Annotated in this window: 10 protein-coding genes; 2 read left to right on the top strand and 8 right to left on the bottom strand. The window is 71.0% G+C overall.

All coding sequences use genetic code 11. The features are described 5' to 3' along the window. Positions 1 to 275 precede the first annotated feature (275 nt). Positions 276 to 1,877 carry a glycosyl hydrolase family 18 protein gene (locus A6F73_RS00920; protein WP_244293245.1) on the top strand — a complete coding sequence of 534 codons (1,602 nt, stop codon included), beginning with the start codon at positions 276 to 278 and terminating at the stop codon, positions 1,875 to 1,877. Between the two features lie 111 nt (positions 1,878 to 1,988). Here A6F73_RS00920 and A6F73_RS00915 read toward each other — a convergent pair whose 3' ends face one another. Continuing rightward, complete coding sequence (locus tag A6F73_RS00915) at positions 1,989 to 2,627, bottom strand: hypothetical protein (RefSeq protein WP_063345973.1); 639 nt, start codon at positions 2,625 to 2,627, stop codon at positions 1,989 to 1,991. A 559-nt stretch (positions 2,628 to 3,186) separates the two neighbouring features. Here A6F73_RS00915 and A6F73_RS00910 point away from each other — a divergent pair. Continuing rightward, positions 3,187 to 3,915, top strand: a complete 729-nt coding sequence (locus tag A6F73_RS00910) for a TNT domain-containing protein (protein ID WP_079135329.1) — start codon at positions 3,187 to 3,189, stop codon at positions 3,913 to 3,915. Positions 3,916 to 4,044: 129 nt separating this feature from the next. Here A6F73_RS00910 and A6F73_RS00905 read toward each other — a convergent pair whose 3' ends face one another. The 7 genes from A6F73_RS00905 to A6F73_RS00875 all read right to left on the bottom strand — a co-directional run bounded on the left by A6F73_RS00905 (position 4,045) and on the right by A6F73_RS00875 (position 12,817). Further along, on the bottom strand, positions 4,045 to 5,265 hold the full coding sequence (locus A6F73_RS00905; protein ID WP_063345971.1) for a hypothetical protein: 1,221 nt from the start codon (positions 5,263 to 5,265) through the stop codon (positions 4,045 to 4,047). A gap of 122 nt (positions 5,266 to 5,387) precedes the next feature. Further along, positions 5,388 to 6,752 (bottom strand): sugar porter family MFS transporter, encoded by a 1,365-nt coding sequence (locus tag A6F73_RS00900; RefSeq protein WP_063345970.1) that lies wholly within the window; start codon positions 6,750 to 6,752, stop codon positions 5,388 to 5,390. A 261-nt stretch (positions 6,753 to 7,013) separates the two neighbouring features. Next, on the bottom strand, positions 7,014 to 8,366 hold the full coding sequence (locus A6F73_RS00895) for a phosphomannomutase/phosphoglucomutase (RefSeq protein ID WP_063350830.1): 1,353 nt from the start codon (positions 8,364 to 8,366) through the stop codon (positions 7,014 to 7,016). 10 nt (positions 8,367 to 8,376) lie between these two features. Beyond that, positions 8,377 to 9,573: a glycosyltransferase family 4 protein gene (locus tag A6F73_RS00890; RefSeq protein ID WP_063345969.1), complete on the bottom strand. Its 1,197-nt coding sequence runs from the start codon at positions 9,571 to 9,573 to the stop codon at positions 8,377 to 8,379. Positions 9,574 to 9,581: 8 nt separating this feature from the next. Further along, positions 9,582 to 10,313 carry a nucleotidyltransferase family protein gene (locus tag A6F73_RS00885; RefSeq protein WP_063345968.1) on the bottom strand — a complete coding sequence of 244 codons (732 nt, stop codon included), beginning with the start codon at positions 10,311 to 10,313 and terminating at the stop codon, positions 9,582 to 9,584. 11 nt (positions 10,314 to 10,324) lie between these two features. Then, a complete protein-coding gene (locus A6F73_RS00880) occupies positions 10,325 to 11,344 on the bottom strand; it encodes an NAD-dependent epimerase/dehydratase family protein (RefSeq protein WP_063345967.1) in 1,020 nt (339 codons plus the stop codon). Positions 11,345 to 11,614: 270 nt separating this feature from the next. Beyond that, positions 11,615 to 12,817, bottom strand: coding sequence for a hypothetical protein (locus tag A6F73_RS00875; RefSeq protein WP_159398303.1), 1,203 nt, complete (start codon positions 12,815 to 12,817; stop codon positions 11,615 to 11,617). Positions 12,818 to 13,039: the final 222 nt, after the last annotated feature.

Here is a 13,039-nt window from a genome sequence, read left to right as displayed (position 1 = left end):
GCTGCGCCGCCCCTCCTACGATCCGGTCCGGCACAGCCCCACATGTCCCCACCTCACCCACAGCCGGGCGTCGCGCCCCCACGCGTCGGTCATGTCCATGGCGCTCGGCGGGAAGGGAACGCAGCATGTTCCGTCGAAGGTCGCGTACTCCACGTCCGTCGGGCGAGGTCCGCCCCTGTCCGGATCCCGGCCGCCTCGAAGGCGACCGGACCGGGAGCGAGCCGCTCCGGGCCCCTGGCCCGCAGCCGCGGGCGAGCGTGGAACGCGCAACGCAGGTGAACCGGACCAGCCGCGCCCAGCGCGGGCCGAGCGTCCTGCGGCGCTCCCTCGCCGGGGTGAGCGCCGTCGCCGTCATCGGTGCCGGCATCGCCGTGGCCGGCTCCGTCACGGCCGGGGCCGCCACCCCCAACCTGGTGGCCAACCCCGGCTTCGAGAACGGGCTCTCCGGCTGGACCTGCTCCGGCGGCTCCGGCGCGGTCGTCAGCAGTCCGGTCCATTCCGGCGCCGCGGCGCTCAAGGCCACGCCGACCGGCCCGGACAGCGCCCAGTGCGCCCAGACCGTCAGCGTGCAGCCCAACTCCCAGTACACGCTGAGCGCCTACGTCCAGGGCAGCTACGTCTACCTGGGCGCCACCGGCACCGGCGCCGGCAGCGACCCGTCCACCTGGACGCCGAGCAGTGCGTCGTACAGCCAGCTCAGCGTCGGCTTCACCACCGGGCCGAACACCACCTCGGTGACCGTCTACCTGCACGGCTGGTACGGGCAGCCCGCGTACTACGCGGACGACGTGTCGCTCACCGGCCCCGGCGGCAGCAGCCCCACACCGACCACCCCGCCGCCCACGACTCCTCCGCCGACCACTCCGCCTCCGACGACTCCTCCGCCCACCACTCCGCCGCCGACCACCCCGCCGCCGGGTGACACCTGCCCGACGAAGCCCAAGCCGTCGGGCAAGGTCCTCCAGGGGTACTGGGAGAACTGGGACGGCGCCGCGAACGGCGTCCACCCCGGCATGGGCTGGGTCCCCATCACGGACAGTCGGATCGCCGCACACGGCTACAACGTCATCAACGCCGCCTTCCCGGTGATCCTCTCGGACGGCACCGTCCAGTGGCAGGACGGCATGGACGCCAACGTCAAGGTCTCGACCCCCGCCGAGATGTGCCAGGCCAAGGCGGCCGGGGCGACGATCCTGATGTCGATCGGCGGTGCCGCCGCAGGCATCGACCTGAGCTCCAGCACCGTCGCCGACCGGTTCGTGGCGACCGTCGTCCCGATCCTCAAGAAGTACAACTTCGACGGGATCGACATCGACATCGAGACCGGCCTGTCCGGAAGCGGCAGCATCGGCACGCTGTCCGCCTCCCAGGCCAACCTGATGCGCATCATCGACGGCGTACTGGCCCAGATGCCCGCGGGCTTCGGCCTGACGATGGCCCCCGAGACCGCGTACGTGACCGGCGGAAGCGTCACCTACGGCTCGATCTGGGGCGCCTACCTGCCGATCATCAAGAAGTACGCCGACAACGGGCAACTGTGGTGGCTGAACATGCAGTACTACAACGGCAGCATGTACGGCTGCTCCGGTGACTCCTACCAGGCCGGCACCGTGCAGGGCTTCACCGCGCAGACCACCTGCCTGAACAACGGCCTGACCATCCAGGGCACCACCGTCAAGGTGCCCTACGACAAGCAGGTGCCCGGTCTGCCGGCCCAGCCCGGTGCGGGCGGCGGCTACATGGACCCGGGCCTGGTCGGCCAGTCGTGGAACGCGTTCGGCGGTTCGCTGAAGGGGCTCATGACGTGGTCGCTCAACTGGGACGGCTCGAAGGGCTGGAGCTTCGGCGACAACGTGAGGTCCCTCCAAGGCCGTTGATCATCAGCTGATCACCCGCTGACGTCCCGCCGGCTTCCCGTGCACCGGTGCACGGGAAGCCGGCGGGACGTCGGGCGTTGCCCGGTCGGGGTGTGCTCAGGAGCGCTGGGCTCAGTAGCGCTGGGCCTTCACCACGACCGGGACCAGGGCCAGATCGGCCGGCTGGCGGCTGAAGGCGATCGGACTGGCCTTCCCGCCCGGGGCCAGGTTCTCGGCGCCGACGATCGCCGAGTCGACGGCGTGGCCCGACGCGTCGGTGAAGTCCACCTGGACCGCGTAGGACGCGGCCTCGCGGGTGCTGTTGACGATGGTCACGACGGCGGCGTGGAGGCCGCCGGTGGTGGATCGCGGCACGCCGGTCAGGGTGATGTCGGAGGTGGCGTTGCCGGGGCCCTCCACGGTCTTGAGCACCTCGGTCGCCTTCGCCCGGTTCTGCGCGGCCTGCGCGTCCGCCGATGCCTCGAACGCGGAGGCGGCGGCCGCCGCCGAGGCCGAGCGTGCGGCTACCGAGGCCGAGGCCGACTCCAGCGCGGAGGCGAAGGCGGAGGGCGGCTCCCCGGAGAAGCTCGACGGGTTGGGTGCCTCCGACAGCGTCGCCCCCGCCGCGTTCGTTGGCGTCGCGGGCCCGGAGGAGCTCCCGGATGAGCACGACGCCACGAGGAGGACGGCCGTTCCTGCCGCAGCGGCCAGAGCGGCCACTCTCCGCGGCAGCCGGGGGCCGCCGCCCTGGCTGGTGTACAGCGTACGCATCACGCACAACCCTCCGGTCATCCCGCTCATCCGTTCGGCCGTCGGTGGGCACGTGCATGCCCGCAGCCGCCCGGTTCGTGCTCTCCATGCTTTGTTCTGCACGCCCGGACCACGAGCGGTGCTGGGCCGTCCGGACGGCACGGAGCACTTTCGGCGGGCGGCGCCGGCCGGGCGACCCGCCGGGCCGTCGCCTGCCGCCACCGGCAGCAGCCGTCCGGGCGACCCGCCGCCGAGGAAGGGGACCGCCAGGCCGTACGCCCGGATGTAGCCCGGTCGGGTTGAGCGGGGAATCGGCCGGTTCCGGGGAGGGTACGGAGTAGCGGACTTCGAAGCGGCGCCGGAAACGGCGGAGAAGTCAGGAGAACGCGGACGAGGGCGAAACCGCCGGATTCCGCATCCAACACCCGTAGTTGACGTTCCGTCCCACCGTCGGCGGCCATCGCGCACGGTGTGGGCGGTTGCTGTGTGTCGTCCCCGTCGCGGCCTGTGTCGTGTGCCTGTTCCCCCTTCCCCGCCGTGGCGCCCCCTCTGCTCCCTCCCCACGAAACCGGAGTACTGAATGCGTGTGCGAACGATGCTCGCCGCCTCCCTGGCCTGCGCCCTCCCGATCACCGGACTGACCGCCGCAGGCGGCGCCGCTGCCGCGCAGCCGGTGAACGCACAGTCCGTGCGGGCGGCGGCGGTCGTTCCCGACGACTGCCCGCCGCCGCCCGACGCCACCGAGTCGCCGATGGCCGGAAAGTATTACTGCTCCCAGGAGAGATTCGGGCCGGCCGCCATCCCGAACGATGAGCCGGCCGCCACGCTGCTGAGGGGGTACCAGCGCTTCGGCGGGCTCAGTGCCAGCCACTTCGTCCAGCTGTACTACGACGCGACGGACAAGCGGTGGGCGTACGCGCCCGACCGTGGCTTCCAGAGGCTCGACGGCAAGCTCGACCAGACGGTGTACACGGTGCCGATCGGGACCAAGCTGATCCGGTTCGGCGACATCACCAAGGGCGGCGGGTACCTCGCGGATCCCGGAACGCCCTTCGTCCAGATGGCGGTCACACCCGACGCCCTCAACGGCGGCTACCACTGCCTGCAGGCCAAGGCGGTGTTCAAGGTGCAGAAGGGGCACGTGGCCGCCTTCTTCGGGATGCCCGGCGGAGGCGTGCAGGAGTGGCTCGACCCGGCCCTCGCGCCCTCAGGGCTTGAGGGTGGCTACAAGGTCAACAACCTCATCGCCAAGGGCTACCTCAGCGAACTCCAGGCAGAGCAGTGCAACGTCACCCCCACCGGTTCCTGACCGGCGGCAAGCAGAGCGCCGACGGCGGCCTGCGGAGAGGCTGACGGCAACCTCTGGATCGCCCCTGCCCCCGCTGCTGCCGGGGGGTAGGGGCGACTCCGCCGTCCCCGTCGGAGCGGGGAGGTGCGGTCAGAGCAGCCGGTCGCGGTGGCGGGCGGCGGTTTCGCGGACGAGGCGGGCGAAGTTCTCGCGGCTCTGGTGCCGGTGCTGTGCGGCCCGTTCGTCGTCCAGGTCCGCGTCGTGCAGGTCCGCGTCGTCCGGGCCTGCGTCGTCCGGGTCTGCGCCGTCCGGGTCTGCGTCGTCGGTGCCGAGGTGCTCTTCGTCGAGGTCGTCGTACTCGGTGTGGAGGACCCAGCAGCCGTGGATGCCGGCGAGGAGGTCTTCGAGGAGGTCGCGGGCGGGGCGCCTGGGGTCGAGGGGGGTGAGGCGCAGGCCGGTGTCCTCCGGGTCGGTCTCCTCGTCGTCGGTGTAGTCCTCGGTGTAGTCGTCGAGGGCCCCGTCGAGGTCTTCGAGTTGTTCGCGCAGGCCGGCGGGGTCGGGGAGGAGGCCGTCGGCGATGTGGAGGGCGTGGCGGACGAGGCCGGTGACGGCGTCGTGGGGGGTGTGGCCGGCGTCGAGGAGTTCGAGGACGAGGGTCGGGGTCTGGTGCGGGAGGTCCTCGATGTTGTCGGCTTCGAGCAGGACGGCGGTGGCGTCGTGGCCGGAGGCGTCGGCGGCGACCTCGGCCGCGGCGGCGAGCCAGTGCGCGGCCGCGACGGCGGCGGCGGTCGGGTCGATGTCGGAGAAGAGGGCGAGGGAGCCGAAGGGGTTCTGCTCCAGCAGGTGGTCGGCGGCGGCGACCTGGACGGGGGAGGCGTCCTCGCGGCTGAGCAGGACGGCCTGCTGGGCGCGGCCGGTGAGGTTGCCGAGTTCGGCGCTCTCGACGGCGGTGAGTTCGGTGATGGTCTCGGCGAGGACGGCCTTCGTCAACTCGGTTTCGTCGAGGGCGTGCAGGGCGCGGCCGGCCTGGTGGGCGGATTCCAGGAGGGGACTGTAGGAGACGGTGAGCAGGCCGCCGTGGGGCAGGTTCGGCGCGGCCACGGCTTCGGCGACGTCGCTGAAGGTGTCGCGTTCCTGTTCGCGGCGCCAGCCTTCGGTGTCGGGTTCGAGGGAGCCGGCGGCGCTGGCGGGATGGGTGTAGGTGCGCCAGGCCGCCTCCGACAGGCGGGTCAGTGCGCCGGCCAGGCGCAGGAGCGTGGCGCTGGGTGCGTCGGCCGGGAGGGCGGTGATCCGGGTGGCGAGGTCGCCTTCGCCGGTTCCCCAGGTGGCGATGAGCTCGTGCCGGTTCGGGTCGACGCTGTAGCGGGTCATGATGCCTACCTTCGGGGACGCGCGGCTGATTGCTCGGCTGACGGCAATTCTGGCGCATCGTCAGGTGGCGGCGGGCGAAGCCCAGCCCGGGCGCGAGCGCGGGAGCCTCGCGCCCGGCCCGGTCACAGCAGCAATCGGCCACGGGTCTCGGGCATCCAGCGGGCCAGGGCCAGGGCGGACGCCGCGCTGATCGCCGCGTACACACCGAACGCCCCGCCGAGCGACAGCTCCTGCACGAGGGGGAGGAACGTGGTCGCCACGACGAAGTCGGTTGCCCAGTGGGCCGCGGTGGCCAGACTCATCAGTACTCCGCGGGCACCTGCCGGGTAGATCTCGGCGATGTAGACCCAGAAGACGGCGGCGGGGCCCACCGCTCCCGCCATGATGAAGACGCACAGCAGTGCTGCGGTCGGCGCCCCCGTGTGTCCGAGTGGCTGCGCGACCGCGATGCCGACGGCCGCGACCGCCATGACCAGCAGTCCTCCGATCATCGTCTTCCGGCGGCCGACCCGGTCGAGCAGGACGATGGTGACGACGGTGGCGGCCACGTTGCACAGCCCGACCAGGACGGCTCCCCGGATGCCTCCGGCAGCGGTCATGCCGCTGCCCCCCAGGATGGTCGGCACGTAGTAGATCGCGGTGTTCAGACCGGTCAGATGGACCAGGACGGCGATCGCCAGTCCCAGTGCGACCCAGCGGGGACCGGCCAGCGCGCAGGCCTGCCGGAGGCTCGCGGCGGGGGCGGCGACGGGCCGGGCGACGGTTGCGGTCGCGGAGCCGGCGGTGGGCCGGGTGGCGGTCGCCGTCGCGGGGCGGCCACCGGGTCGGGCGGCTGCGCCGCCCGGGTCGGGCGGAGACAGGCGCCGGGCGGCGCTGGCCGCCCGGGCGGTGTCTCCCCTGGCGTGCAGCCAGTCCGGAGATTCGGGCACCAGGCACATGCCGACCAGCAGCACGCAGGCGGGCAGGAGCCCGAGAGCGAGCATCCAGCGCCAGGCCCCCGCGGGTTCCAGGAGATAGGCCACCACGTAGGACAGCAGGAGCCCGATCGTGATCATGAGTTGGTTCAGTGTGACGAGCGCGCCGCGCCGGGCGGGCGGAGAGATCTCGGAAATGTACAGCGGGACCGCGAACGAGACGGCCCCCAGGGCGAGTCCGACCAGGAACCGCCCGATGAGGAGCGTGGTGGAGCCCGAGGCCGCCGCCGAAGCCGCCGTTCCGAGGGCGTACACGGCCGCGGCGGCGCCGATGACCGGCCGGCGTCCGAACCTGTCCGCCAGCCGCCCGCTGGTGAGGGCGGTGAGCGCCGCGCCGAGGAGGGCGGCCGACACGACCGCCCCCTGCTGCCACGACGACAGGGTGAAGATGTCGGCGACCAGCCGCAGGACTCCGGCGATCACCCCGATTCCGTAGCCGAACAGCAGCCCTCCGACGGAGGCGACGCACACGGTCAACAGCCGTGCGGCGCCCGGGGGGACGGGCGCCGTCATGGCGACACCCCTGCGTCGCCGTCGACATGGTCGCAGGACGGGGCCAAGCCCATGGGATGCCCTTCTTCGAAGTGCCGTAGGCAGGGATGGGGCGAGGCCGGGTCAGGCCGCCGGGAATCCGCCGCCCATGCCGATGACCGACCCCGACCCCGGGCGCCGAGTCGAGGCGATCACCCGCTTCGCGATCCGGGAGCAGACTACCGGCGTCACCGGCCGACCTGTCGCAACCCGGACACTCCCCGACGCACCGTCAGAAACGGCTTACGGTCGGATCAATGCGAGGACCTCGTCCCGGAGGTGCTCCATGGTCCCCTGGTCGTGCGCCTCCACGTTGACCCGAAGGACCGGTTCGGTGTTCGAGGGGCGCAGGTTGAACCGAATTCCGCCCGGCAGGCCGACCGTCAGGCCGTCGAGCCGGTCCGTGGTCACCCCGGCCCGGTGCCGGTATCGCTCCTCCACTTCCCGGATCGTGGCCGCGACGTCGGCGACGACGCAGTTGAGTTCGCCGGACAGCGCGAACCGGCTGTGCGCGGCGATCACGGCGGACAGCGGCCGGTCCTGTCCACCGAGGGCGGCCAGCACGTGGAGCGCGGCGAGCATGCCGCTGTCGGCGCGCCAGAAGTCCCTGAAGAAGTAGTGTCCGGAGTGCTCTCCGCCGAACACCGCGTCGTGCTGCGCCATGAGCGCCTTGACGTGGGAGTGCCCCACGCGGGACCGGAACGGGCGTCCGCCGTGGCGGCGGATGCTCCGCACCGTGGCCTCCGCGGTGATCAGGTTGTACACGACGGCCGAGCCGGGGTGCCGTGCCAGCTCCCGGCCTGCGATCAGGCTGATGACGGCGGACGGTGAGATCGGCTGACCGCCTTCGTCGACGAAGAAGCAGCGGTCGGCGTCACCGTCGAAGGCGAGCCCGATGTCGGCCCCCTGTCGGCGGACCTCGGCCTGGAGGTCGACGAGGTTCCTGGGGTCGATGGGGTTGGCCTCGTGGTGGGGAAAGGTGCCGTCGAGTTCGAAGTAGAGCGGGACGAGGTCGACGGGCAGGCCCGCGAAGACCTCCGGGGCGGTCAGGCCGGCCATGCCGTTGCCCGCGTCGGCGACGACCTTGAGGGGCCGGATCCCGGTGAGGTCGACGAGCTGACGCAGGTGTGCCGCGTACTCCTGGAGGAGTGGTCTTTCCGTACGGGTGCCGGGGTCCGCGGCGGGTGCGGCGCGTTCCCCCGCCACGAGCCAGTCGCGGATCCTGCCGAGGCCCGTGTTCTCCCCGAGGGGCGCCGCGCCGCTCAGGCACAGCTTGATGCCGTTGTCCTTCGCGGGGTTGTGGCTGGCGGTGATCATGGCGCCGGGAAGTCCGAGCGATCCACTGGCGTAGTAGAGGTAGTCGGTGGAGCCGAGCCCGGCGTCGATGACGTCGGCACCGGCCCGGCGGGCGCCGTCACTGAACGCCCGCACGAGCATGGCCGAGGACGGGCGCATGTCTCTGGCCACCACCACCTGCGGGGCGTTGGTGAACCGGATGAACAGGCCGCCGATGCGTTCCGCGACCTCACCGTCGAGTTCGGCGGGGACTTCCCCGCGGATGTCGTAGGCCTTGACCAGCCGCGCGTAGTCGGACACGGTCACCCCTTCACGAGGCCGAGGTCGGGGCCGCGGACGCCGACTGCCGACGGCGTGCCACGGCCACCCGGTAGCCGTCCAGGGTGTCCGCGACCATCTTCCGGCTGCTGAACTCCCGTTCCGCCGTGGTGCTCGCGTTGGCCGCCAGCTCGGCGGCCAACGCCTCGTCGGTGAGCACCCGCAGTATCCCTGCGGCCAGTGCGGGCGGGTCGGCCGCCGGCACGAGCAGGCCGTCGACGCCGTCGGTGATGACGTCGCTGATGCCGATGACGCGGGTGCCGACGACGGGCTTGCCGGCGCGCATCGCCTCGACCACGCTGAACGGCAGTCCCTCCGCCAGGGAGGGCTGGACCACCAGATCCGCCGCGGCGTAGACGGCAGGCATCGCCTCGGCGCCGAAGTCCTGGCGGAGAGTGACCAGTTCTGCCACACCCTCGTGTTCGAGCCGGCCCCACACGCTCTTCTCGTACGCGTAGTCTGAGACCCTCCCCGCCAGGAGCACCCGCACCTCGGGCAACTCCGCCGTGACCAGGGGCAGTGCCGCGGCCAGGTCGAGCTGGGCCTTGCGGGCGGACATCCGGCCCGGGAGGACGATCAGCCGCTGGTCGGGGGTGACGCCGAGTTCGGTGCGCAGTGCGGAGCGCAGGTTCCGGGCCACGTCGTCCGGCGGCGCGTCGGGAACGCCGTTGTGGACGAGTCTGATGCGGTCGGCGGGGGCGCCGAAGCGGGCGGCGCGCTCGGCGAAGAAGCGGCTGGGGACGAAGTGCATGTCGACGGGGAGGGTCTGGTACGACAGGCGGCACCGGCCGCGGCCGAACCGCTCCAGGTCGGGGTTCTGCTCGTGCAGCGAGCACACCAGTGCGGCGTCCGTTTCGAGCGCCACGATGCTCGCGAGGATGAGCGTCTCATGGCTGTTGGCGTGGACGACGTCGAAGCTCTCGCCCTGGAGCACGGCCCCCAGTTCGTCGAGGACGGAGTACTGCATCTGTCGCCATCTCACCTTGTCCCGGGCGTCCACGCGGTCCGCGAAGTCGCGCAGTCGCACGACCCGCCCCGCGTCCTCCTCGCGCTCCCCGGGCAGGTCGTCCAGCCATGACCCGTCGGTCGCGATGACGACGTCGTGGCCGTCGGCCACCAGCCCTTCGCACAACAGCCGCGCATAGGTCTCGGCCCCGCCGTGCAGGGGCTCGTAACTGGAGGTCAGCATCAGGACTTTCATCGGTCCGCCCTTTCGGTGAGCCAGGGAATGAGCCCACGGCCGGCGTCCTCGCCGGCCTCGCGCAGCGAATCGGGGGTGCCCACGTCCCGCCAGTAGCCGGTGAGCCGGTGCGCCCCCACGCGTTCGCCGGCGGCCATCAGTGCGGGGGCGAGCTCCCTGGCGTAGTCGTAGACGACGCCTTCGGGGATGTGCGCGATGATGCGGGGGTCCAGGCAGTACACGCCGGCGCTGATCCAGTGCGTCTCGTCGTCGGGGACGTCGGGCTTCTCCCGGGCGCCGCGGATCCGACCATCGGGGTCGATGTCCAGCACGCCGTAGCGGCGGGCCTGCCGGATCCGCGTACAGGCGAACGTCAGGGCGTAGCCTCCGCGCGTGTGCGCGTCGACGAGCCGTTGGAGCGGCTCGCCCATGATGACGTCGCAGGACGTGACGAGCACGGCGTCGAAGGCGGCGAGTTCCTCGTGGAACAGCCGCAGTGCCCCGGCGGGCCCGGTGAGGCGGGGCTCGGTCCGGGCGTGGACGGGCACCTTCACCGTGGTGCCGTCGAGGAAGCGAAGGACCTGCTCGGCCTGGTAGTGCAGATTGAGGTAGACGTCCGTGACGTCGGTCTCGGCACACCGGTCCAGCAGGTGTCCCAGCAGCGGCTTGCCCGCCAGGGGCAGGAGCGGCTTGGGCGTCTGGGCGGTGAGTGCTCCCATCCGGCTGCCGCGCCCGGCTGCCAGGATCATCCCCGCCAGCCTCATCCCGTCTGCCCCGTCTGCCCGGTCTGCCCGGTCTGACCGGTCTGCCCCGCCTCGGGCGAGGCCTCCGTCGGCAGGGGGCGTGCGGCCAGCCAGGACACGACGGAGTCGACCCCGTCCTCCAGCGTCGTCCGGGCGGTCCAGCCCAGTTGGGCCTGGGCGCGGGAGGGATCCAGGCACCCCCTGCGCACTTCTCCCGCCAGCGGCGGCCCGAAGCGGGGCGGCAGCGAACGGCCGGTCCGCTTCTCGACCGCCTGGTGGATGTCCAGGACCGAACTCTCCCCGCCCTTACCGATGTTGATCAGACCGTGCCCCTGGTCCATGGCCCGCACGAACGCATCGGCCACATCGCTCACATGCACGTAGTCGCGGGTCTGCAGGCCGTCCCCGTTGATGACACAGGTCTGCCCGGAGAGCATGCGCTGCGCGAAGATGGAGACGACTCCCGCCTCACCGAACGGGGTCTGGCGGGGGCCGAAGACGTTGCCGAGGGCGAGCGCGACGTAGTCCAGGCCGTAGGTCTCGTGGTAGAGGCGCAGGTAGTCGACGGCGACGGACTTGGTCAGCCCGTAGAAGGAACTGGGCACCCGGCCCGCGGACTCCTTGATGGGCACCCCGTCCTCACCGGCGGGCCCGTAGATCGTCCCGCCGCTGGAGGCGAACACGACCTTGCGGCTGCGGCTGCGCCGCGCCGCTTCGAGCATCCGGACCAGGCCGATGACGTTGACCTGGGCGTCCAGCAGGGGATCCCGCATCGACACCTTCACGCTGAACTGCGCGGCCAGCAGCAGCAGCACCTCGGGCGCGAAGTCCTCCACCGCGGCCGCGGTGGACTCGTCGACCACGTCGGCCGTGAGAATGCTCAACTCGGGCCAGCGGGCCTCGCTCTCGGCGAGATTGGCCCGATCGCCCGTGGAGAAGTCGTCCACCACCAGGACGCGGTGTCCCTGGGCGCACAACCGGTCGACGATGTGCGAGCCGATGAACCCGCCGCCACCCGTGACGACAACCTTGCTCATGCCTTGGTCCCCTCTCGTGGTTCGCGAATGTGTGTCACACCCGGAGCGGCCTGGCCACGCGGCGGATCCGCGTGGCCACGCCGCAGCCGGACGTCGTCCTGGAGGATGCGCGGGCCGTCGGCTGCCGGGGACACGACCAGGAGCGCCGCGGTGGCGGCGGTCGTGTCCCCGGTCCGCACGACACGGTCGAGGAAGTGGCCGGGGCGCAACGCCCGAGTGGCCGTGAGTTCCTGTCCCGATGTCTTTTCCGATTTCCGGCCCTCCAGGCCCTTACGCGGCGCCCTTCTTGATGCGGTATCCGACCGCCGTCACGGGGTTGTCGACGAACATGCGGTGAACCGCCGTGTCGTCGAATCCGATGGAGAGAATGTTCTGCCGCTGCTGCTCATAACCGCTCGAACCCGCCGCCACGGCCCCGTCGTCACGCAGCCACAGCGGATTGTGGTCACTCCGGGTCAGCGGTTCCTGGGCCATCGTGGCGACCTCGGTGTGGTCGGTCAGCGCGATGAGGCGGTCCACGCCCAGGTATTCGACGGTGCGCCGGCAGATTTCGAGGTCGACGTGGTACCCGTCGAAGTTGATGCACGGGTACAGGAGGGACTCGCGTGCGGAGCGCAGCATTTCGGCCGGAACGGGGCCGAGCAGTTCCCGGAGGTCGGTCTTGTCCCAGTCGGGATCGAGCACCCGCCGCAGTTCGACTTCGCGGTTGACCCGTTCCTGGGGCGTGCGCCAGGAATGCGTGAAGTTCCGCGGGGTGTCGTTGTACAGATGGTCGGTCAGGACCAGGTACGGGGAGGAGTCGTAGCGGCTGTGCAGGAATTCGAGCACTTCCCGCAGTCGGACGGCACTGCGCTCGGGCGCCTCCCGGTGGAAGTGCCCCACGGCGATCCGGAGCCCCTGCTCGTAGAAGCTGGTGAGCAGGTCGGCGAAGGTGGGGCCGGCGTCGATGCGCTCGTCCAGGGCCATGGCGTCGGGCGCCATCACGATGTAGCGCAGGCCGAGCGGGCCGAGGGACGCGATGACGTCCCACTCCTTCGCCGACGGGAACCACCGTCCGGCCCGGGGTATCCCTCCTTGCGGCCCGAGCAGCGGGCCCTCGATCGCGAAACCGGCGATGTTGGGAACCGCGTTCGCCTGTTCGAGCCGGTGGTACTCCTGGAGGACCTCCACCAGGCGGGGGAGATTCTCCCGGCGCAGGTAGACGGTCGGCAGAATTCCGTACTCACGGGATTCCGCAGCCTTCTGGACCTCGGGGAGGTCCTCGGGCGAGATGGTCGAGAAATCGAAGTCGTCGATTCCGTGGAAGTGGTAGAGAAGGGCCTTCACTTTTACCCTCGTTCCGTCTCGGACTATTCCTTGGACGGTTGGATTGGGTGCCGTCTCGACAGATACGGCTATCGACTTCCTGAGGCTTTTCTCATTGTCACGATCGACCTCACGAGTCGTCGCCGGGAGCAGCACGTCCTGCTGCAAACTCCGTGGACTGGCCTGCGGATAGCACGGCAGCGCCAAAAGAACGGAGACTGTACGTACAAGCATCCGTCGCCCGAGGGATGTTGAAAACCAAATCCTCGACAGTGTCCTGAAAGTCACTGCGGCCTGGCGCACCTTGATGCCTTGACAGTGGTCGTACAATTCGGGGTAAGTATGTGGTGATTATGTGCTGGCGAAGACGGGCGGCACGGTTTTCGCCCG

This window comes from Streptomyces sp. MJM8645 (genome assembly GCF_001625365.1).
Classification (GTDB): Bacteria; Actinomycetota; Actinomycetes; order Streptomycetales; family Streptomycetaceae; genus Kitasatospora.
The sequence above is the reverse complement of the archived record's forward strand: the minus strand, read 5'-3'. Positions and strand labels throughout refer to the sequence as shown.

Coding starts and splice junctions, on each gene's coding strand:
- A6F73_RS00915 (WP_063345973.1), bottom strand. CDS start 2,627: ATGCGTACGCTGTACACCAGCCAGGGCGGCGGCCCCCGGCTGCCGCGG.
- A6F73_RS00910 (WP_079135329.1), top strand. CDS start 3,187: ATGCGTGTGCGAACGATGCTCGCCGCCTCCCTGGCCTGCGCCCTCCCG.
- A6F73_RS00905 (WP_063345971.1), bottom strand. CDS start 5,265: ATGACCCGCTACAGCGTCGACCCGAACCGGCACGAGCTCATCGCCACC.
- A6F73_RS00900 (WP_063345970.1), bottom strand. CDS start 6,752: ATGACGGCGCCCGTCCCCCCGGGCGCCGCACGGCTGTTGACCGTGTGC.
- A6F73_RS00890 (WP_063345969.1), bottom strand. CDS start 9,573: ATGCTGACCTCCAGTTACGAGCCCCTGCACGGCGGGGCCGAGACCTAT.
- A6F73_RS00885 (WP_063345968.1), bottom strand. CDS start 10,313: ATGATCCTGGCAGCCGGGCGCGGCAGCCGGATGGGAGCACTCACCGCC.
- A6F73_RS00880 (WP_063345967.1), bottom strand. CDS start 11,344: ATGAGCAAGGTTGTCGTCACGGGTGGCGGCGGGTTCATCGGCTCGCAC.